This window comes from Desulfosporosinus sp. BICA1-9, assembly GCF_000802135.1.
Genome location: NZ_JUEE01000244.1, coordinates 1 through 22,239, shown reverse-complemented (window position 1 = coordinate 22,239; position 22,239 = coordinate 1). Strand labels below are relative to the sequence as shown.

Annotated in this window: 21 protein-coding genes; all 21 read right to left on the bottom strand. The window is 45.4% G+C overall.

Translation table 11 applies throughout. The annotated features are described in order from the left end of the window. Positions 1 to 11: 11 nt before the first annotated feature. The gene (spoVE, locus tag JL57_RS29985) at positions 12 to 1,106 is read right to left on the bottom strand and encodes a stage V sporulation protein E (protein WP_034145543.1); all 1,095 of its coding nucleotides are present in this window, start codon (positions 1,104 to 1,106) and stop codon (positions 12 to 14) included. Positions 1,107 to 1,123: 17 nt separating this feature from the next. Next, positions 1,124 to 2,497, bottom strand: coding sequence for a UDP-N-acetylmuramoyl-L-alanine--D-glutamate ligase (murD, locus tag JL57_RS29980; RefSeq protein WP_034145542.1), 1,374 nt, complete (start codon positions 2,495 to 2,497; stop codon positions 1,124 to 1,126). 77 nt (positions 2,498 to 2,574) lie between these two features. Continuing rightward, the gene (locus JL57_RS29975; protein ID WP_291300770.1) at positions 2,575 to 2,922 is read right to left on the bottom strand and encodes a PAS domain-containing protein; all 348 of its coding nucleotides are present in this window, start codon (positions 2,920 to 2,922) and stop codon (positions 2,575 to 2,577) included. Positions 2,923 to 2,956: 34 nt separating this feature from the next. Beyond that, a complete protein-coding gene (locus tag JL57_RS29970) occupies positions 2,957 to 3,523 on the bottom strand; it encodes a GNAT family N-acetyltransferase (RefSeq protein WP_291300769.1) in 567 nt (188 codons plus the stop codon). Between the two features lie 461 nt (positions 3,524 to 3,984). Beyond that, positions 3,985 to 4,992, bottom strand: a complete 1,008-nt coding sequence (gene mraY, locus JL57_RS29965; RefSeq protein ID WP_034145541.1) for a phospho-N-acetylmuramoyl-pentapeptide-transferase — start codon at positions 4,990 to 4,992, stop codon at positions 3,985 to 3,987. A gap of 15 nt (positions 4,993 to 5,007) precedes the next feature. Beyond that, positions 5,008 to 6,429 (bottom strand): UDP-N-acetylmuramoyl-tripeptide--D-alanyl-D-alanine ligase, encoded by a 1,422-nt coding sequence (murF, locus tag JL57_RS29960; RefSeq protein ID WP_034145540.1) that lies wholly within the window; start codon positions 6,427 to 6,429, stop codon positions 5,008 to 5,010. Further along, positions 6,422 to 7,903: a UDP-N-acetylmuramoyl-L-alanyl-D-glutamate--2,6-diaminopimelate ligase gene (locus JL57_RS29955; protein ID WP_034145539.1), complete on the bottom strand. Its 1,482-nt coding sequence runs from the start codon at positions 7,901 to 7,903 to the stop codon at positions 6,422 to 6,424. Before JL57_RS29955 ends, murF begins: the two co-directional genes overlap by 8 nt. Before the next feature lie 102 nt (positions 7,904 to 8,005). Then, on the bottom strand, positions 8,006 to 10,060 hold the full coding sequence (locus JL57_RS29950; RefSeq protein WP_034145538.1) for a penicillin-binding transpeptidase domain-containing protein: 2,055 nt from the start codon (positions 10,058 to 10,060) through the stop codon (positions 8,006 to 8,008). Between the two features lie 53 nt (positions 10,061 to 10,113). After that, positions 10,114 to 10,596: a hypothetical protein gene (locus JL57_RS29945; RefSeq protein WP_034145537.1), complete on the bottom strand. Its 483-nt coding sequence runs from the start codon at positions 10,594 to 10,596 to the stop codon at positions 10,114 to 10,116. 29 nt (positions 10,597 to 10,625) lie between these two features. Then, positions 10,626 to 11,558 carry a 16S rRNA (cytosine(1402)-N(4))-methyltransferase RsmH gene (gene rsmH / locus JL57_RS29940; RefSeq protein WP_034145536.1) on the bottom strand — a complete coding sequence of 311 codons (933 nt, stop codon included), beginning with the start codon at positions 11,556 to 11,558 and terminating at the stop codon, positions 10,626 to 10,628. A 16-nt stretch (positions 11,559 to 11,574) separates the two neighbouring features. Then, entirely contained in the window at positions 11,575 to 12,006 is a 432-nt protein-coding gene (mraZ, locus tag JL57_RS29935) for a division/cell wall cluster transcriptional repressor MraZ (protein WP_291300768.1), read from the bottom strand. A 259-nt stretch (positions 12,007 to 12,265) separates the two neighbouring features. Then, the gene (gene lpdA, locus JL57_RS29930; RefSeq protein WP_034145535.1) at positions 12,266 to 13,672 is read right to left on the bottom strand and encodes a dihydrolipoyl dehydrogenase; all 1,407 of its coding nucleotides are present in this window, start codon (positions 13,670 to 13,672) and stop codon (positions 12,266 to 12,268) included. Positions 13,673 to 13,885: 213 nt separating this feature from the next. Beyond that, a complete protein-coding gene (locus JL57_RS29925; protein WP_291300767.1) occupies positions 13,886 to 14,386 on the bottom strand; it encodes a LysM peptidoglycan-binding domain-containing protein in 501 nt (166 codons plus the stop codon). A 456-nt stretch (positions 14,387 to 14,842) separates the two neighbouring features. Further along, positions 14,843 to 15,040, bottom strand: a complete 198-nt coding sequence (locus JL57_RS29920; protein WP_034145534.1) for a DUF1858 domain-containing protein — start codon at positions 15,038 to 15,040, stop codon at positions 14,843 to 14,845. Positions 15,041 to 15,447: 407 nt separating this feature from the next. After that, entirely contained in the window at positions 15,448 to 16,512 is a 1,065-nt protein-coding gene (locus JL57_RS29910; RefSeq protein WP_034145532.1) for a methionine synthase, read from the bottom strand. A gap of 1 nt (position 16,513) precedes the next feature. Beyond that, the gene (locus JL57_RS29905) at positions 16,514 to 18,667 is read right to left on the bottom strand and encodes a glycosyl hydrolase (RefSeq protein WP_034145531.1); all 2,154 of its coding nucleotides are present in this window, start codon (positions 18,665 to 18,667) and stop codon (positions 16,514 to 16,516) included. 156 nt (positions 18,668 to 18,823) lie between these two features. Then, positions 18,824 to 19,252: a Fur family transcriptional regulator gene (locus tag JL57_RS29900; RefSeq protein WP_034145530.1), complete on the bottom strand. Its 429-nt coding sequence runs from the start codon at positions 19,250 to 19,252 to the stop codon at positions 18,824 to 18,826. Between the two features lie 228 nt (positions 19,253 to 19,480). Continuing rightward, entirely contained in the window at positions 19,481 to 19,651 is a 171-nt protein-coding gene (locus JL57_RS35970; RefSeq protein ID WP_291300766.1) for a DUF362 domain-containing protein, read from the bottom strand. A gap of 114 nt (positions 19,652 to 19,765) precedes the next feature. Continuing rightward, positions 19,766 to 19,921, bottom strand: a complete 156-nt coding sequence (locus tag JL57_RS35965) for a hypothetical protein (protein WP_291300765.1) — start codon at positions 19,919 to 19,921, stop codon at positions 19,766 to 19,768. Between the two features lie 89 nt (positions 19,922 to 20,010). Then, positions 20,011 to 21,354 carry a VWA domain-containing protein gene (locus JL57_RS29895; RefSeq protein WP_034145529.1) on the bottom strand — a complete coding sequence of 448 codons (1,344 nt, stop codon included), beginning with the start codon at positions 21,352 to 21,354 and terminating at the stop codon, positions 20,011 to 20,013. Next, on the bottom strand, positions 21,341 to 22,239 hold an 899-nt coding region (locus tag JL57_RS29890), incomplete at its 5' end, for a MoxR family ATPase (RefSeq protein ID WP_034145528.1). The genes JL57_RS29890 and JL57_RS29895, both read right to left, overlap by 14 nt.

Below are 22,239 nucleotides of genomic sequence, written 5' to 3'. Positions count from 1 at the left end.
GCACTTCGAGTTCACCTTACTTCTTTGGAAATATTCAGGAGCACTCCAACCCCTAACATTGTAAAAACGAGCGATGTGCCCCCATAGCTTATAAAGGGTAAGGTGATCCCAGTAACTGGCAATACCCCGCTCACAACGCCCATGTTGATCATCGCTTGGATTGACACCATAGCCGTTAGCCCCACCGCCAGAAAACCTGTAAACGCGTCTGGAGCCCTCATTGCTACCCGAAACCCTCGCCAAGCGAAGAGGAAAAAGAGTAGGATAATCAAGGTAGCACCGATAAAACCCAGTTCTTCTCCAATCATGGCAAAGATAAAGTCCGTGTGGTTTTCCGGCAAATACAGAAACTTCTGGCGACTCTGCCCTAACCCTAAGCCAAATAATCCTCCTGGACCTAATGCTAAGAGTGACTGGATCGTCTGGTATCCGTTTCCTAACGGATCGGCCCAGGGATCTAAAAAAGCAAAGATACGCCGCATGCGATAGGGCGCAGCGGCAATAGCTGCCACGACTAAGCCGAGCCCTGTTCCTGCTAAGGCAAGAAGATGACTAACCCGTGCGCCTGCCGCAATCAACATAAAAAACGTCGTAGCCGCAATAACCAGTGTTGTTCCTAGATCCGGCTGGAGCATGATAAGCCCCGCAATTACCCCGAGTAAACCAAGGATAGGTAGAACCCCCTTGCGAAACGACTCGATCTTATGAGGATCAAAGGCTAGTAAATGGGACATCATCAAGACCATAGAAAGCTTAATCACTTCCGAGGGCTGGATTGACAGAGGTCCAAGCCCAATCCAACGATCAGCACCATTGACCTTTCTACCTATGCCCGGGATTTTAACGGCTATAAGTAAGGCTATTGCTAGAAAAAGGGCAGGCTTGGCAAATTGACGCAACCAGCGCAAATCAACCCACATACTGAAGAACATCGCTACTAGTCCCATCGTTACCCACATTATTTCCATCTTGAGATAGTGATAAGGATCGTCAAACTGTATGAACCCTCTGACAGCACTTGAGCTGTAAACCATGATAAACCCTATCCCTAACAGAGCTAAAATCGCTCCCAGCAAGACCAAATCAGGTCGATGATACTTTCGCATTGATAGTTCCCCCTTTATTATTGAATGGGTTCCCTATAATGCCTACGCACTAACTCCTTAAACAATTCCCCTCTTTGCTCATAATTCTTAAACATATCCCAACTTGTACAAGCAGGGGATAATAAAACAACATCACCAGGAATCGCCTCGGAAATCCCCGTTTCTACACCCTCCTCGAAGGTGTTCACCTTAATAATCCTCTGCACCCCTTCGTCCCGGGCAGCTTGTTCCATCTCATCGGCCGCTTGCCCCAATAAAACAAGGCTCTTAACCTTGCCTCGAACAACTTTCATAAACTCGTGGAAATCAAGTCCTTTATTTTTACCCCCAGCAATCAGCACCAAAGGTTCGTCGAAGGCTAACAAAGCCTTGGTAGCTGCATCCGTATTAGTCCCTTTGGAATCATTGATAAAAAGAATCCCTTCAAACAATCCCACAACTTCTTGTCGATGTTCTACTCCTTTAAACTGTCGCAGACCTTCTGCAATCTCTGTCCATGAAAGGCCAAACGCCCTCGCTGCAGCTGCAGCTGACATAACATTTTCTAGATTATGTGCGCCACGAAGCTGAAGGTCTTTCTTGGAAATAATCGGTATCATCGTCCTCTTTGCCTTTTCAGCATAGACGATCTGGTCGTGCCAAAGACTAATCCCATCCTGCAAAAAAGAGGTCGGACTGAAATACATGACCCTACTTCTCAATTTTGGTCCTAAATCTCGGACTAATGGATCATCCCAATTCAGGATCGCTAAATCCATTTCCGTTTGGTTCTCGAAAATTCGAGCTTTGACCTTCAGATACTCTTCTAGAGTACCATGCCTATCCAAATGATCTGGCGTAAGATTAAGCAAAATACCAATCTGGACCCGGAGCTTATGGATAAACTCCAATTGAAAACTAGAAAGTTCAGCCACGACAATGCTGTTTTCATCCATCTTGTCCACCTGTCCACTTAAAGCGACCCCAATATTCCCTGCGACCATCGTAGACCGACCAGTCAGCTTCGCTAATTCCCCAATTAAAGTGGTGGTTGTCGTTTTACCATTCGTTCCAGTGACCCCAACACAAAGTGCAGGGCAATCATACATAGCCAGCTCTACTTCGCTCCACACGGGTATATTAAGGGAAATCCCCTCCTGTACCAAAGAAAGCTTAGGCGATACCCCAGGAGATAAGATAAGTAGCTCAGGCTTAATCTCCCCAAAGTTCGGTACAAATCCTAGCAGCAAGTGATCTTGATCAAGTCCTAACTCTTCAACCCCAGCGAGCCTCTCACTTGACTGTTGATCTGTCAGGAAAACCTCCGCACCCAAGTTCTGCAGTTTCCGAACAGCCCCCTGCCCGCTAAGCCCTGCACCAATTACCAGAACACGTTTATTCATCCAATTCACGTTCTTCGTCCTCCGCAAACCACAGATTTTTCGGCTCAAATAGCTCCATTACATATCAATCATATGCTCAGTCAGACCTATTTTTGCAAGTTCATTTCAAATCTTTCAAAGTATCCTAGCAAGTCTCCGTTCTCATCTCTTACCGGCACAATATAAATTCGTTCATTTCTCTGATTAACCTTCAAAAAGACTTCATTAGCATGATTTTTGAGTTGTTCGACGACAGATTTTATCATTTCCTCTGATTTAGGATTCTGATGGCAATCAAATATCGACTTTCCGATTAAATCACGGTAACCACGTTCTTGATAATAATGGTATTCTGCCCTTTTATTCAAGTACTTTATAACATGATCACAATCGACAAATACAACCGGATATGGGTAAGCATCCAAAATATAAGACAGCATTTTTTCTCTATCCACAATAGACCTCCTAATGGTTTTCGTGCAAGCTCTCCTATAAAGTTTTCCCAAGTACCAACAAGGCAAAAGAATCCTTGGCAAGCACTTTATCTCCATGATATTTCAAAATTGTATTGAACCCTAATTTCGTCCAAAAATATAGTCCTGACCAATTTCTAAGTGTTACTCCAAGCCTAGCCTGACGAAACCCTAATTCAAGTGCTTGTTCACATAATTTGTTGATGACCTCTTGACCATAGCCATTATTACGACAATCTTCACAAAACAAAAGTGTAGCAATGTATAGTACCTCTTTGTCAGGATAGCCATGATAGAATTCAATAAATCCAACAATTCGAGCTGAATCCTTAAGAGTAATTAATTGAATCTTATAAAACTCTTTCATTCCATTAGGCGGTAAATTACCTTGCTTAACACCATTAAGTATATAGTCAGTAGTCACTTCATGATCCCTAGTCCATCCCTCCGCACTTTGAGACTGTATGTATATTTCCTGTAAACTGTCCACATCAAGTAAATTCGCATCTCTAATAATCAATCTCTCTGTTTCCCATAAGTCTGCTATCAAAGATTTATTATCCACTAATTCTCTACTCAGCACAACTGATTTCTCCCCTATTTTACGTTTCAAGATATTAATTTGTGGTTTAGATAAAACACCTAGAAAACAGAGAAGAGAAGACGGTTCTTAATGCAAGTCAAGAACCGTCCCCAACTTGCACAAATCACACCAAGCGCATTTGCGTCCATAACGCAAACAACCCCCACCTTATTCTTCTCCCGTCGACCCAAGACCAGAGGAAGTTTCTTAGCTTAGAGAGCATGTGAGAGGAATTGCGTCAATGAGCGCAGAGGATATGGCGTTAAGAAACTCAACGGTTCACATGCAGAAAGCCCAGAGGTTTTGAGTTTTAGCCATAGCCTCAAGGGAATAGCAATGGATCACGATAGTCTCCGGTGGAGAGTATCGCCGAAGCCGCTGATCCCAAAAGGAACACTTCGCGGCGTAGGATGTGCGAACGTGCTAAGAAACTTCCTCCGACTTCCTCAGTGCTTCCCCCTCTACCCCAACGTCGGCATATACCCTATAATCCCCAGCACAGCACAAATCAGTGCCACCGTCCAAAAAACGATGACCACTTTCCATTCACTCCAGCCTACGAGTTCAAAGTGATGATGAAGTGGACTCATCTTAAAGACTCGTTTCCCCGTCGTTTGAAACGAGATAACCTGAATAATCACTGAGAGTGCCTCCATTGCGAATAATCCGCCGATAATGATCAGCACTAATTCGCTCTTTGTCAGCACAGCCAAACTAACTAAAGCCCCACCTAAAGCCAATGAACCCGTGTCCCCCATAAAGACTCGGGCAGGATAAGTATTAAAGCGCAAAAATCCTAGACACCCGCCAACCAAAGCAGCCGCAAAAACGGCCATATCTGTCTCATGCGCCAGAACAGCTACCCCACCTCCATGAATTGCCGCTAACAGAGCAATTACCACATAACTTGCCCCGGCAAACATGGTAGTTCCCGCAGCCAAACCGTCCAATCCGTCGGTGAGGTTTACCGCATTCGTCATGACTACAACAACTAAGGAGATCAAAACATAGTAAAACCAGCCCAGTTCCAAGTGAATGGCTGTGAAAGGAATCGCCACATCCGTTCCCCGACCCAACCAATAAACCGAAACCCACAAAAGAATAAAGGCCAATCCAAACTGCCCAATCAATTTTTGATAGGCACGCAGCCCTAAAGAACGATGCATGACTACCTTAATAAAATCATCTATAAATCCGATTAAACCATATCCCAAGGTGATCCCTACTAAGGTGACCATTTCCAGGGAGGTAGGTTGTTCAGCAGAAAACAAAGCACTCACAATGATACCGACAAGAAAAATCATCCCACCCATCGTAGGCGTTCCAGCCTTTTTCAAGTGTCTTTTAGGACCATCATCTCGTACTGTTTGACCGAACTTAAGAATTCTCAAGACCGGTATCAAAAATGGACCTAAAACTAAGGTAATGATTAAGGCTAATCCTGCCGCTAAGACCAAACGCTCAGACATGTGTCATTCCATCCTTTACTCTGATCTTTCGATTCGGGTAGTAATCTCTTCCATCTTCATACCCCGAGAACCTTTAATTAACACCCAGGTCCCTGGGCCAAGCAGAGTAAGGAGATCCAGTGCCTTCTCGATCGCCTCTTCACGCGTATTCGTCACCTTAATCTGATTCTCAAGATATCCGGCCATTCTAGCCCCCTGGGCAATTTCCTCTGCTAATTTACCCACAGTGATCAGTCTACTGACCCCCAACTCAGCAAGGGTCTGACCTACTTCACGATGACCTGATTCAGCCGCAGTTCCAAGTTCATACATCTCGCCTAAAATTGCCAGGGATTTATTCACACCCGCTCGTCCTTTGAGAACTTGTAAGGATGCTTTCATCGATACCGGATTCGCATTATAGACATCATTGAGCAGGACAGTTCCCCCAACTCCTTGACGAACCTCTAAGCGCATTCTAGATAATTCTAACTCTTCTAATCCTACACACCCCTCAGCTAATGAAACACCCAAAGCCGTGCCGACCGCAAGGGCTGCTAAGGCATCTAACACATTATGAGTACCGGGGAGCGGAAGTTTAGCCTTGGCCGTTTCGTCTTGAAAAGTCACATCAAACGTTGTCCCCAAGGCCCCCCAAGAATTAAGCTGTGCCCCTTTTATCTGAGGTAACGCAAACTCACCCTCAATACCATAATATCGAATTAAATGCGAATCGTTCTTCGCCATCTTTACTGAAAACAAGTCCTCAGCGTTAAGGATCGCTATTCCCTCTTCCGGTAGAGACTCAACCAATTCCCACTTTGCTTGGGCAATTCGCTCTTGAGTTTGTAATAGCTCTAAATGAGTGGTGCCAATATTCGTGATAACCCCGATATCTGGTCTAGAAATATCGCACAAGGCTTTGATTTCCCCTAAACCCCTCATCCCCATCTCCAAGATCAAGAGTTCAGTACCCAGTGGAGCGTTAAGGACTGTTATCGGAAGTCCCAATTCATTGTTCTGATTTTCCTTATTGCGATGAACTCGAAAACGCTGAGAGAGCACTGCTGCGATCATGTCCTTCGTGGTAGTTTTCCCGTTACTACCAGTAACCCCGACCACCTTACAGCCTAATTCTCTACGCCAAGACCTAGCTAATTCTTGTAGTGTATTAAAGACCGATTTGACAAGCAGGAGAGCTTTCCCTTCTGGGACAGCAGGGCTGTTTACAAGTGCTTGAAAGCGAGCCTCTTCAGCAATTACCAGAACAGCCCCATTCTTCCAGACAACGTCAATATAATCATGTCCATCCACTTTTTCTCCAGGTAGCGCGAAAAACATCTCCCCGCCTTGTGCTTGACGACTATCTATAATACACCCCTCAACCTCAAGATCAGGGTTGCCGATCAAGGTTCCCTTGACAATTCGGGCTACTTCCTTAGTGGTCCACTTACGCATAACCTAGCCCCCTCACTGCTTCACGCGCTACTTCTCGGTCATCGAAAGGATGAACCTCCGCCCCAAAGATCTGGTAAGTTTCATGTCCTTTGCCAGCAATCAGAATTGTGTCTCCAGGTTTCGCCATGCGACACGCTGTCCAGATAGCTTCACGCCGGTCTGGTAAGGCGACATAGTCTACTCCTGACACTCCCGTTAAAATTTCTTGGATGATCTGATCAGGATTTTCTGAACGAGGATTATCCGAGGTCACAAAGAGAAAATCGCTCCCCCGCGAGGCAACCTCTCCCATAAGAGGTCGTTTACTGCGATCCCGGTCTCCCCCACACCCAAAGATAGTGAAAAGTCTCCCCTTCGTAAAATCCCTAGCGGTCCGCACGACGTTTTCTAAGCCATCGGGTGTATGAGCGTAATCCACGATGACCTGGAATGGTTGACCAAGTCGAACACTTTCAAAACGACCCGGTACGCCAGAAATATCTGCTAATGCTTCTGCTACTGCTGCGCTATCATATCCTCGTTCAACACCCCAGGCGAAGGCTGCCAAAGCGTTATAAACACTAAAGAACCCTGGGGTAGCATACTCTATCTCCTGGCTATGCTGGCGGAAACGAACCTGAAATCTAACCCCCTCAGTGGTGACCTCAACGTTCTCTGCGCGGTAATCCGCCTCGTTGTGAATTCCATAACTCACGACTGCAGCCGCGGAAGCGTGACTTAATTCAAAAAATGCCGGATCATCTCCATTTAAGATACTAATCTTTGGAGAGGATTTCTTACCTTTTAAATAATGCGCAAACAAACGAGCTTTGGCCTCAAGATAATCCTCCATTGTCTTATGATAATCTAAGTGATCTTGTGTCAAATTTGTAAAAATTCCTGCGTCAAATTCGCAGCCTACTACGCGCCCAAGAGCCAAGGCATGGGAAGACACTTCCATCACTGCTAGGTCTACACCTTCAGCAACCATTTCTCCTAAGAGTTTTTGAACCTCAAGAGCTTCTGGTGTCGTTCGCTCTCCCGGAATATCCCGGCCATCAATCCGTGAACCCAGGGTTCCGATAATACCGACTTTCTTGTCTTGCTTTGTCCCGATTTTCTCAATAAGGTAGGTTATGGTCGTTTTTCCATTGGTCCCCGTCACACCCACCAACTCTAGTTGTTCACTGGGTTGACCATAAACATTAGCCGCTAAGAGTCCCAAGACCTGGCGGACGTTTGAAACCTTGACTTGAGGAACATCGAGGGGTAAAAACCGCTCAACGATTAACGCCACAGCCCCGGAAGAGATGGCACTTGCTGCGAAGTCATGACCGTCCACTGTAAAGCCAGGTACGCAAGCATAAAGATCGCCCGGCTGAACGTGCCGAGAATCCATCGTTATCCCCTGAATAATGACTTGGCTATCCCCAGATGCCTCAAGCACCTCAATTCCGTTCGTTATATCTGATAATGGTTTGCATACTGTGGGCATGCCTCATCTTCCTTTCCAACGTTTTCCGAACGACCCATCTTATAATTAATCCAACTAATTTATTATAGACAAAATACCCCTTCGACAGACCTGAATGAGTTTCTAATGCCCTAGTGAACTGGCGGAGATTGGAATACGCCCCGTCAGACTACGAATTGCTTCGATATCTTCATCCTCATCTTCCCACCATCTCGCCAGGGTTGGAGTGGATGCATCCGCTCCAAGGTAGAGGAGTACATTGGACTCAGCTTCTACTTGCGCATCCCCATGAGGAATTTGATCGAGAACCATCTCGCCCTTACCCTCCGTTATAGTCTTAAACCCTGCTTGAGCTAAAATCTTTTCCGCTTCAGCTAAAGGCTGGCCTAAGACTGAAGGAACGATAGCCGCCTTTTTAATAGGTGGGAATTCAAGGCCAGGCAAAGGTTTACCAGGTGTCAATGGTGCCTGAGGATCTGGTTTAACACCCAGGTATCTTAAAGAATCTAGCAGGACAGTCTGGACAACGGGGGAGGCTACGACCCCGCCGTAAAACGGAACACCATCGATGACACAAAGTATAGCCAGTTTTGGTTTGTCTGCAGGGGCAAACGCCACAAAGGAAGCGACATACTCCCCTTGAATATATCCCCCGTTGGCTACCTTCTGAGCTGTCCCAGTCTTGCCTGCCACTCGATAGCCAGGGAGGAACGATCTCCGTCCGGTTCCATTAGTCACGACAGATTCTAAGACTTCACGTTCTAATTTAGAGGATTCTTCACTGATGACTCGGCGAATTTCTTCCTTTTCAAAGGGGGTAATCACCCTTCCGCTGGGGCCTACAATCTCTGCTACCAGTTGGGGTTTCATTAAGGTCCCACCGTTAGCCACCGCTGAAACCGCGGCCAATAACTGGATAGGGGTAACATTATTCGTTTGCCCGATGGACATCGTCGCTAAGTCCAGCGCCGTTGCTTTTTTCTTATTGGCCAGAATCCCTAGCGCTTCACCGGACATTTCAATTCCTGTTTTCTTGCCAAACCCGAAATCACGCAAATACTTATAAAAATTATCCATCCCCAGACGCTGTCCCATTTCGATAAAACCTGGATTACATGAATTTTCAGCTACTTGCAAATAGGTTTGGTCGCCATGCCCTCCCGCTTTCCAGCAACGCACATTTTTCCCTAGTACCGTATAAGCCCCTTTATCAAAAAAATGCTCTGTAAGCTTAATTTTCTTTTCCTCAAGGGCTGCTGCTAGCGTGATAATTTTAAAGGTCGACCCTGGTTCATAGCCATTCTGAATCGCAATATTTCGTCGCGTACTAGGATCTGCTTCTTGATAGTGATTCGGATCAAAGGTCGGTGCTGAAGCTAAGGCCAGCATTTCCCCCGTATTGGGATCCATCACCAAAATAGAAGCGTTTTTAGGGACCTTGCCGTTCATATTGATTCCTTGACCGGTCATCAGCTTTTGTAACTCTCGCTCCGCAAAAGCCTGAATATTTTTATCGATGGTTAATCGTACAGTGTCGCCTTGTTTAGGAGCCAAATACTGATGTTCCGCCTGAGGAAGTGGAATCCCATTGGCCGCAAATTCTTGGAGAATACTGCCGGGAATCCCTTTCAGCTCTGTTTCCCGGGTCAACTCTATCCCTTCAAGGCCCTGACTGTCAATTCCTGCATATCCGATAATATGGGCAGCTAAGGTTCCGTTCGGATAATACCTTTGGCTATCCTCCGTAGTCCCTATTCCTGGTAAATTTAACGCCCGTACTTGGGCTGCCACTTCTGGCTTAACACGCTTCTGAACATATTCTAAAGCCGAACGTTTAGTGATCCGCGCTTCAATCTCTTGTGCAGTTTTCCCCAGCAGTGGGGCTAAGATAACCGCCATCTCTTTGGCTCTACCGGACTGCCGAACTTCTGCGGGAACAGCATAGACCGTTTCACTACTGACACTCATCGCTAAGATATTTCCTTGACGATCCTCAATATTTCCACGTTTAGGCGCCACAGGTACACCACGGAAGTGAGAATCATCCGCTTTTTTGCGCAAATCAGCTCCCTGACTCAGTTGCACGAACCCCAATCGAACGATTAAGACGATCAAAAAAATACTCACACACAAAAAAAGAAAAGCGATTCGTTTACGCATGACGACAAAAGGACTCATTAGTCCTCACCCCCACCTTTCTGGGGTCTCCGCGTACCCAAAGCGCCATTCTCTTAACGTTGTGTTGAAGCAAAGAAGCTCGTAAAAATATGTGAAAATTGCTGAAGTGTCGTGGGGTTAGCTTCAGTCGGTTGATCTAAGGCTTGGGTCGTAGGATCCCCTTTTTGACTTTTGACCGCAGGTACTGCACCTGCCATATACACTTTTCCGGTTGGTTTTTCCATACCCATAGATAATGCTACACTTTCAATTCTCCCCACTGCCCGAAGTTTGTCAGCCTCCATCTGAAGCAGATCATTCTTCATTTTGATGGCAGAAATCTCCTTTTCCAGACTCCGTACCTGCGCCCCCTTGACGACAGTGAGCTGGATTGTTTCCGCACCAATTGCACCAGTCAGCCCAACAATGCAAGCCAAGGCCATGATGCACTTGATTTTGTGGTATTCTTTCCCCTTTTTTGTGGTTCGAGGATTTCTCTGGGCCTGGGTTTGGGTTAATGGTTCTTGCCAATCTATCGTTTCTTGCGCCACTACCATGGGTATTCTTCCTCCTTAAGCTTTAGACTTTATATTTTTTCGGCAACCCGTAATTTTGCACTTCTTGAGCGCGGATTCTGCTCAACTTCCTCTTCTGAGGGGAGAATAGGTTTACGTGTCAATACCTTAGCTATAGCCTTTGCCTCACATCGGCAAATGGGCAGTTCTGGTGGACAAGTGCAGCGCCCAAGCCAAGATCTCATTCGCTCTTTGACGATCCGGTCCTCAAGTGAGTGAAACGTAATTACGCCCATTCGTCCACCATGATCTAAGCAACGCATGGCTTGATCGAGTACGCGATCTAATACCCCTAATTCATCGTTTACAGCAATCCGGATCGCTTGAAATGTCCGTTTGGCCGGATGAGGTCCACTACGTCGCACTGCTGCCGGAACCGCTGCTTTGATCGCTTGAACTAAATCGCCTGTGGTTTCAAGCGATCGCTCATGGCGTGCTTGAACAATAAATTGGGCAATTCGTTTCGACCATTTTTCTTCCCCATACTTCCAAATTAGCTGCGCTAACGCCTCTTCGCTCCACGTATTGACGATTTCCCGTGCATTTAAACTACCTGAAGGATCCATACGCATATCCAAGGGGGCATCCTGCATGTAACTAAAACCCCGTTCGGCTTCATCTAGTTGAGGGGATGAGACCCCTAAATCGAATATGATTCCATCGACAGGCAGCAGGTCTAATTCTTGAAGAGAAACTTCTAACGCTTCAAAGTTGCGATTAATCAAAGTGACCCGCTCATCCTGGCCTAAAATCTCTTCAGCATGTTGGATAGCTTGTCTATCCTGGTCAAAGCAGATCAGTTTTCCAGAAGCTCCCAGCTTCGAAAGAATCCTTTGGCTATGTCCGGCTCCACCTAATGTGCAATCGACATATCGACCCGTTAGATTCGAAACGACTGCATTCACAGTCTCATTCAATAACACTGTAACATGATGAAAATCCAAGCAAATCCGTTCCTTTCTATATACCGAGCTGAACTAAGGATTCAGCAGCGCTGGCATAAGCACTTTCTGCTTGCCGACTGTAGTCTGTCCAAAGTGCCTGACTCCAAATCTCGACACGACTTGACACTCCTACCAGAACTAGATCCTTTTCCAACTGCGCATAATCACGCAAATTTGCCGGCAATAGAATTCTTCCCTGCTTGTCCAGTTCACATTCTGTCGCCCCAGAGAAAAAGAAACGGACAAAGGCACGAACATCTGGTTGGGTAAACGGTAACGCACGGAGCTTCTCTTCTAAAATACTCCATTCTGAACGAGGGTAAACAAACAAACAGTGATCTAAGCCTTTGGTCACAATGAATTGTTCCCCCAAGCCTTCTCGGAATTTCACCGGAATTATTAACCGGCCTTTTCCGTCAATCGTATGAATGTGTTCCCCCATAAACATAGTGCTCACCCCACTGTAGTGGATATCCGCCCCACTTTACCCCACTTCTTCCCACTATTCTCCATGCATGATGATAATCCTGCTTCCTTATTCACTTTTTTTAATAAAAGTCCAAAGACAGGAATAAAGTCCTACCGTATCTGCCCATTAGCCTATGACACTTTCTCGCACACAAAGAGGCTGTAACAAACTCGGAATGAGTTTGTTACAGCCTCTGGTGTCTGCTCTCTGCAATCACATTGCATTGCTTAGTACTATTCTATGCTAAATGAAGTGGTTTACCGTCGATCCCGTGTGCTGCCTCCATAATGGTTTCTGGCAACGTTGGATGGGCATGGACCGTCCGAGCAATATCCTCTGCCCGCAGTCCTTTTTCTACCGCAATGACTAATTCTGAAATCAAGGTGCTGGCCTGCGGTCCCATGATACTAGCCCCCACAATCACTCCTTCAGCATCAGCTAAAATCTTAACAAGTCCAATGCTTTCTCCTAAGGCTAAGGCCTTGCCATTCGCGGAGAATGGGAACTTGCTTACACGGTAATCCTTACTAGAAGCTTTAAGTTCCTGCTCGGTATACCCTACTGTGGCAATCTCGGGATGCGTAAAAATGGCGCTTGGTATAGCGCTATATTTCATCTCTACAGAATGACCTGCAATATGTTCTATTGCTATAATTCCTTCAGCAGAAGCCACATGAGCCAACATAATCCCACCGACTACATCACCAATGGCATAAACATTAAGAAGGTTCGTCTGCATCTGAGCATTTACTTTGATAGCGCCTTTTTCAAGCTCCAGACCCAATTTATGAACGTCAATTCCTTGGAGATTGGGTTTACGACCGGTGGATAGTAGTACCCGATCAGCAGGAATATCTTTTAATCCTTTGGCATCTTCAACCTGGACTACAAGACTTTCTCCATCTTGAGAAATCTGTTTAACTGCTGTCTTAGTAAAAACATCGATTCCAGATCGCTTTAACAGCGGAGTTAAGCGCTTGGGAATTTCCTCGTCTAAGGTTGGCAGCAAAGTTGGCAGCATTTCTACGACACTTACCTTGACTCCAAAGGCTTCATAAATCGACGCAAATTCTAAGCCAATCACACCTCCTCCGATGACCACAAGGCGTTTAGGCAACTCTTTTCCTTCCAGAATTTCCTCACTTGTTACCACCCCGGGAAGATCTGCGCCAGCAATCGGAATACGCATGGGTACTGAGCCTGTTGCTATAACAACCTTCTCAACCTGGATATGTTCAACTCCGTTATCCGTCGTCACAGAGATTTGACCAACTTGATTAAATTCTCCCCAACCCTTGATTACACGGATGTTTCCCGCTTTCATCAATTTCTCAACACCACTCACGAGCGCATTAACAATTTGATCCTTACGGGCGTTCACAGCCGCAAAGTCTACACGCTTTTCGCTCACAAACAAGCCAAATTCCTCAGCTCGTCCCATCTCACGCCATAAATCTGCGCTTTTCACCAAAGCTTTGGTAGGTATACACCCTCGGTTTAAACACGTACCACCTAATCGTTCTCCCTCAATCAGCACAACTGATAAACCCAATTGAGCAGCTCTTAGTGCGCAGACATATCCTCCAGGCCCTCCGCCAAGAATACCAACTTGATAATCCACGTTAACTCTCTCCTTCCATACCATTCTCCAGTATTCTACTCACATAGTCATTTTCCCTGCCTGTTTTATCAACTATGTCCAAGACAATCACTCCCTATGCACATGCCTAATTTCAACGTGCAGGTAAACTCCTTACAAAGACCTAAACCCTGAGTTTCACTCAGGGCTTAGGTTTAGTTATATTATAAGCTCTCATCTTGAAGGTTTTAATCATGACACCTGAATGGTACGTGTGATCTACCCTCTGAATTCTGATACTCCTAATACTCCTGTTAATCTTGATGCTCCTGGAATAAATAAGATTTGTCCTGGGTAAATCAGATCTGGGTTACGAAGGTTATTCGCAAGAATTATGGCTTGCATTGTTGTACCATAACGTTTTGCAATTTTATAAATTGTATCCCCTGTTTTTACTACATAGACTTCCGGTTCAGGGGTAGGGGTAGGGATAGGGATTGGCATCGGAGTCGGCATTGGACAATGTTGCTGATGATGCATCATGTGTGGGCCGCACGGTGCACAACCCATCTGGCTGTCGAGATCAAGTGTTGCGAAACCAGGATCCATGTCAACGTCCAAATTAACAAAACCACCTTGTGGGTACATACCATGACCCATCATACCTTGCATACCCTGCATTCCAGGCATACCTTGCATGCTTTCCATCCCTTGCATACCTTGCATACCACCCATACCAGGTGCGAGAGTTGGATTATAAGCAACGGAACGTAATTCCATATTAATTTCCTCCTTTTAACTGTTGCAAGACAATCTAGTGTTTATCTTTGTTTTCTTGCCTTTAATTAATAACAATATATGGCAATTATGGTATAGTGTGTATGTACCTTTAATTTATTTTATTTTTTTAAAAATATTTTACATTAGAGCATGCGAATACGGCCCTTATTTGCAGTCAGTAAATAAATTAATATCCTATACAGTGACTTGTACAAAAAAACGCAACAATCACGTTCCCTTGATATTTATAATGTGAACTTTATGCACGTACGTTGGACAATATTGTTGTTTAAAGATAAGCCCAGTCATTGGGTATCTTAGCTTCCTGTTGGGAGGAGTGAGCCTCGTCTTATAAGTATCATAGGCATTCTGCCTATCACAGCTTCATTCTAAATCGTCAAAAAAGAGAGCTACCCTAATCGGTTAGCTCTCTTGATACTTTATGCAATGCATATGTTAGACTTCTGCAATAGCCTTATTCAATTTTGCAACAAGCTCATCTGCATTCTGTCCATGGGTTAACGCCGCTCCTTCAATGCTTTCCATTGTGGAAGACGGACATCCTAAACAGTGCATCCCAAGTTCTAGGAAAACCTGAACAGTTTGGGGATATGATCGTAACACTTGACCTACAGTCATCTCTTTAGTTAACATATAAATGTTCCTCCTTTGGATTCCTAGTAAAACACTTGGTTTTATTATAAAGCATATTTGTCGGATATGCAACCTCATCGAAGCTCGAGTGCAAGTCACGTGAAGTCACGAACCTTCCCCGACTTGCATCTGCATCCATAACCCGTTCCAAGCCCGGGACGCAGAGTGATACATCAGCGACGTCTTTATGTATGCAGTATAGCAAACTTCCGTATAATAGACCCCAGATAAGGGGCAGCGCACAAGGTCCCTTATCGCCATCCATGGCGGAACTCTAACCTCGAACGTCCTGTTCGAGTCATGGTCGTCGGTTGGCGAGTCTGGAGGGTATATCGCTCCCCATAGTAGGAGGTTGAACGGTTAGTTTGCTCTGCTTCGTAAGCACCGAGGCTGTGTGATACAAGTCCTCACACAAGTCCCCTCATTTCCGCTAAAAGTTTATAGACATGTTCTGCCAAGTCTGTTTGAAGTGTTCCCGTCCCACAACTCGGGGTTAACATACTTTGTTGGCGAAGAAGTGCTTCGTCGACCCCTCGTTTCACAAGCTCTTCGATGTTCTGTTCCAATCGAAGGATAAGGCTTTGAGCAGTTTCTTGCCAGGCTATCGGATTTGTGGGAACAATCCCCCAAGAAAGAACCCCTCCCCGAGCTAAGTACCGGTTGATGGGCTCAGCTAAGACCATCATACTTTGCATATAATCATAAGCATCGAAATTTACAACCTGCACCTTGGAGTCAAAAAGAAGGGTCCAATCCATCCCTGCGCAGACATGCACACCAGGAATCCCACCTTGACGAAGAATTCCTTCAATAATCACATTCAACTCTTCAATTAGTTGCTCACGATTTAAGGTAACATGAGTTGAGGCACCGAAGCCATAAAGCGCTGGATCATCAATAGTCATCAAGACTGGCAACCCGAACTTTCGAAGCCGTTTGGTTTGCCACTCAGCGTGCATGGCAAGGGTTTTAACTAGCATATCCCGCAGAGTGTCATCATAATAACTTGAGCGTCTATTTTTATCTGTAATCTGCATCCCTAGTGTCAATGAACCACTAACTTGTCCCTTTAAAAGCACAGCATCCCGTGTTCCGAAACGTTCAAGATCTCGGCAGAAAGCTTCAAACCCCTCGCCACCTTGCGCACTAAATCCAAAGCTCTCCAGAGCTTGTTCATGTCCCTCAACAGCCTCCAAATATTGAGTATAGAAGACCGTCATCCGTTCGGCCCAATCCTCAGCCTCAACTTGAAACTTTGGAACTTTAACATCCGCAATGACTCCAGCTTCCAGCAGAGCATTGAGGTATTGCCCAACAAAAGAGCTTTCTGCACCAAGGCCGGGAAGTTGAGGCCAATGCGGTGCAAGCGGTACACTTTTCCAAATCAATTCCAAGGCATCTTCACTCTTCTTTTGAGGTACACTTCCTACACCGGAAGCCAAAAAGTAGGGTTTAAAACTATTAGTTTGCATATTAACCTCTTCCTATCCAGTAAATTATTGTTTCAGACAGCATATGCCACAGGTAAATCCAATCTGCAACGTAAAAAACGGCCCAAACCAAGACTGAACCAACTATGATCCCGGGTACCCACAAAAACGGTAAGTAATTCCCTCCTGTTCGGTGGATATCACGCACACGAATAGGCAGAAACAAGAAAACAAACGCCATATAGCCTAGAATTGGATAGTAGAACGGAACTCCCCAGGGTATTGATGCCCATCCGATGGCAATAAAAACAGCCCAACGATAGCGACGTTCCAGCCAATAAACAAGTCCTACAGCATGCGGAGCGTCTGGCATATGGGGAGCTACCACTCCGACTTGAAGTAATCGCATCAGCATAAAGAACACGCTCAACATTGCCCAGGTCAACCAGGGGGATTGCGCTTGTATCAATTCAATCCCAGGCCACAAGTGTGAAAACCATGGACTACTATGAATCGGGATACGGAATACTCCCGAAGTCACTAATCCTGCCAACATGGCCTCACGCGCAAATACGAACAATCCATCCCAGCGCCAAGCACTACGCAAGCGACGTCTCGGCTTTCTTGCTCCAATTTCCTTATAGCGCCAGGTTACTGACCGGATATTCATCCAAGCCAAGAAAACCATTAATAAAGCCCATACCTTACTAGCAATTGGTTCTTTGACCCAAAGGGGACTTGAGGTTAATGAGGTCTCGACCGTTACCTGTCCCCAGTCTCCTTGAATTTTATTTCCCTGAATAACGAGCGACTGCTCCGCAGAGAGGTCTGCAACACCATTATGCATCGTTTCGAGGGCAAAGGCTATATTAGGTTGAACCTCTTGCCCTGCTCGGAGGAGATAAGACTTGGTCAAGCCGTCGGAATCCAACCCTTTTCCAACGGTCCATGCCCATAGAGAGGGATGTAGCATTTTTTCCTTAATCATTTTTCGAAAGACAATGGGTTGCGGGAGTCGTTTGGAGGGCATCAGTTCAACGGGCAATTCTGCCCATAATCCCATACCAACACGGTCTGCCGCTTGTAACCAGAGCTCGTCAGGAGACTGACCGATAAAATAGATTAGGTTCACTCCATTTTGGCGCTCGGATCTCAGCCAAGCTTCCACCTCTTCGACATGCCTAAGCTGATACTCTTCCTCTGGAATTAAGGCCTTCCCCACAATGGGGATCACCTGGTCATTCAATATCCAGTTCCCAGCCAAAAAAGCGATCGTACGCAGCCCTATGGGTAACGCCAAATCATCTTTATCCCCTTTACTGTTCGTAACCGTTAAATGCAACTGATAGAGAAAGGGCTCCTCTAAGGTCCAACGTCTAGCATCTGGCACAGAAAAAGTCAATATCACTGGCGAAATATCCACCTTTTCTTGAGGGGACACAGTTAGCATCTGTTCCGCCACACCAGCTGAGCCATCGGAGAGTACCCCGTAAACAGTCCAAGGACCTTCTTGAGAAAAACCTCGATGCAGTAGATTAGATTCTACAGTTATTTGTGCGGTAGTTCCATTCCACACTACTTGCACCTGCGGAGGCATTATCGTCGTTTCAACCACCGCATCCAGGCGAATACCACCCGTAATGCGCCCTGCTTTTGGCCAACGGGAGCCCAAAAACGAAGCTCGTTGTTCAGCGCTTCCGGCAAGCTCAACTAAGAGAATATTATCCTCTCCATAGCGAAATGCCTTGGCAGGAATCTCTAATTCGTCCGCCCCGCCGCTTCCTTCAAATTCGCCAATTTTTTGGCTGTTTGTGATCCCATTTAAGTATATGTTCGCCTGCCCTTGAACACCATTCAACGTGAGCAACATAGTTCGGGAACTCCATTCTCCTGGGATTCGCAATCGTTTTGCCACGACCGTAAATCGCTCACTCGAAGGTAGGGTTAAGGGCTTCCCTCCCGTTAAAAAGGATTGATTGTTTATTCCTTTAGCACGTTCGGATTCTGTTGTCCAAGCTTGGCGCAATGAAGAGAACTGATCCCAACTCCCGTTTAAATTCTGCGTAAAACGTGATGCACTTATACCAATTTGCCCATGTTGAAGAGATTTCCCTTGAGGACTTTGCCAGTACCACCATAATGCTCCTAAAGTTAATGCCCATAAAGCAATAAAAATCATTAAGCGACGATTGAACATAAAATCCCCTCTTTATATCTACACGCAAATTGCGATTAGTTGACTTATTCGTGAAAGATCTTCAAAACCCTTGCACCTAATAAAAATAAACCCATAGGTAACCAGCTTCCAGCGAAGCACGCTTACCCATGAGTTATGTTTAAATCTATTCCTAGTTTAATTCAGCTGCACACCTTTGAGACACTCTGGACAAACTCCATGAAACTCCATGCGATGCCCTAAAACTTGAAACCCTGATTGCTCCCCGACTTCTTGATCCATGTCGATTAGAGGGCGATGGAGATCCGCCACCTTACCACATCTTGAGCAAACAATATGATAATGATTCTCGGGATTGCCGTCAAAGCGACTTGACATATCACCATAGGACAACTCCAAGAGGTGCCCATGCTCTTTCAGCATGTTGAGTGTATTATAAATTGTACCTAAACTTACTCCCGGAAATTTCGCCTTAACGTGGTGATAAATTTCATCTGCCGTGGGATGGGATACAGTTTCCAGTAGGAATTCTAAAATCGCCTGTCTCTGTGGTGTAAAACGGACACCTTTATTTTTAAGTTGTTTGAGAATTTCGATGGCATCCATACCCATATCTCCTTTTATCATTATAATTTAAAATTATTGTTATTTAGATAATAAATTAATCTAATAAATTTGTCAACATTATTTCTCAACCTGAAAATCATATGAATCTAAACAGGGATGTTCGAGGTTAGCAATAGCTTATTTGCATTTCTCAGTCAAAGGGGTCTGACTAGTATCAAAAAGGAGAGTTTATTAAACTCTCCTTTTTAGTAATATTGTTTATGAGTATTACGCTGGATTTGGTGCTTCAACTGGACAAACCGTGGCACATGACCCACAATCGATGCAAAGTTCCGCATCAATAACGTACAAGCCATCACCTTCACTAATTGCGGAAACTGTGCACTCGCCTTCGCAAGCGCCGCAACTAATGCATTCTGAGTTAATAACGTATGCCATGTTACTACATCCCCTTTTCTCTCACTTCAAAAACAAATATACCAAAGCTTCAGAGAAAAGGCAAGCTATAAAAGCAGATAGTATTTCCCATTGACACTTCAGATATACAACAATTTACAGATCTTTTTCTGGTCGATATGGTACTTGATAAAGCCGGCGCAGACAATGTGAGCAATAGGGTAAAACACGATTACTCACGTGATTCCTTCGGAATAAGATGTGACCTAAATCTTCATGTTCAAAACCGCAAGCCCGACATTTTTCTAACATAAGTATACCCCCCACGCTTTGTGCGTTTCTGTACAAATAATCTATCTATAGTATGCTCCTTTTGTCCATAAAATAAACAAGCAATTCGCTTAGAATTGCTTGTTTAGAATCTGTGTTAAATGATCTAGGGTAAAACATTCATACATCAAACAGGAGGGCAGAAACGCTTTAACATGGGGTGTCTCCACCCAGCGACGCTCAGGGAGTGTATTGAGCCAAAGCACCTGACGGACCTGACGACGAATTTTCCCCAGTAAAGCCGCTGCTTTTTCCCCTTCAAGCGTCTGTGCATCACTTACAATCAGCAGCAATGTTTGCCTAGAAAGTGTATCAGGGAACCTACCCTGCAGGCTTTCCAAGGCATTTGCTAAATTCGTCCCTCCTCCCCATTCCTTTCCAGATACGGAGAGGGCTTCTTTAACCATTACCTCGAATCTCTGACCTTTTCTAAACTTATCGGTTAAAGGAATCAAAGTTTCCCCAAAGGCGAAGGTTTTAATCCCACTAACCACCGTAGATAAGCCATAAACAAATTGCCAAATAAATTCAGTATACTTAAGCATTGAACCCGAAATATCACAAAGTAAAATAATTCTCGGACGACCCATCCGACGGCTGCGATAGCTTCGCTCCACAAGCACCCCGCCATAGCGTAAATTTCTCCGTAAGGTCGCGCGCATGTCTAGTCCACCACGTCTTCGAGCTGCCCGGTAGCGACGAGTTACCTGGCTGGCAAGGCGTTGACTAAGGCGGCGAATTAGGCGGATGACCTCTGGCCACTCTTCGGGAGAAATCTTCTTTAAATCTCGGCTTAAAACCTCCGCTTCCCGATCGCGAAGTGCACGTTCCACTTCAGAGAGCACCCCATCCGTGGACCCTGGTAAGGAAATTGGCTCTTCTTCGTTTAACTTCTTACGCCAATACTCCAAGGATCCCCGCAGAACCCGTTCAACCATAGGTTGATAAGAATGATCGACTGGTATTCCACTTCTCGTGCCATTGGACGATCTTTCCAAGAAATCACGCAGGCGTTGTTTGTCTTTCTCTGGAAGGCTAGCATAAATAGCTCGCTGTTCCTCATTAATATCCAACTCATTTTCCTGAAAACGCAGGTCTTTTCGGGTATTCTCGATCTGCTCGTTCCACTGAGTAGCCTTCTCTGCTACGTCCTTCTGCCATGCTTCTTTCTGTTCTAAAGACGCGAAGTACGCCCGAAAGGCTTCTTTAAAGGCAGAAATATGTTGGATATTTTTTACGAGAGTTGCCTGGAGCACGGCCTCTACCCTTTCACGATCCGCTAAACCAATCACAGCTAATCCGTCTGCGGCATCTGAAATTTCAGAAGGGCTAACCTTAAGTCCCACTGACCTTAACAATTGAGCAAACTCCACTAAATGTCGATCCAACTCACTGGCTCTATTATGATTGTCCATGAGCACGTCTTTCTCCCTGTGCTAACTTACTAGACTCAAAAAGGAGTTGTTCAGCTCCCATCTCCCGATAGAAAAGTTCCACATCGTCCTGGCTCTTAAGCAGCAGGGTCAGTGTCGCATCAACCCAAGCAGGATCGAGGCCAGTCTTACCCATCACGAGCAACGCCTTAGCCCAGTCCATGGTTTCGGATACCGAAGGAATCTTATTAAGAACAAGCCGCTCTCTAAGTATATTAACAGCCCTGGCAACTTCTAAAGCTAATCGTTCTGGCAAATCGGGAATTTTGGCCCGAAGAATACGGACTTCTTTGTTCACAGAAGGTGGTTCCACGTGCAGGAAAATACAGCGTCGTTTTAATCCGTCGGAAAGCTCCCGTTCTCCATTAGAAGTTAAAACCACGATGGGACGTTCTTTGGCGACAATTGTCCCCATCTCAGGAATAGTCACTTGAAACTCACCCAAAAGTTCAAAGAGAAATGCCTCAAATTCCGAATCCGTCTTATCAATCTCGTCAATGAGCAACACAGTTCGCTTCTCACTCAATAGTGCCTGAAGCAAGGGTCTGGGCAGTAAATAATCTGTTGAAAAGAGGTCAGCTTCTGAGAGATGCTCTCGACCCATTTGAATCTTTAAAAGTTGACGCTGATAATTCCATTCGTAAAGGGCTTTAGTTTCATCGAGCCCTTCATAACACTGCAAGCGGATCAGCGGAGCCCCAAAGACCTGACTCAACACTTTAGCAATTTCCGTCTTGCCTACCCCTGCTGGCCCTGAGACCAAAAGTGGTTTACCTAATTGCGTCGCTAAAAACGCCGTCAGCGCGATTCGATCATCCCGTTCGGTAATATAACCGACGGATTCCAACTCATTTTCAAACTGATCTA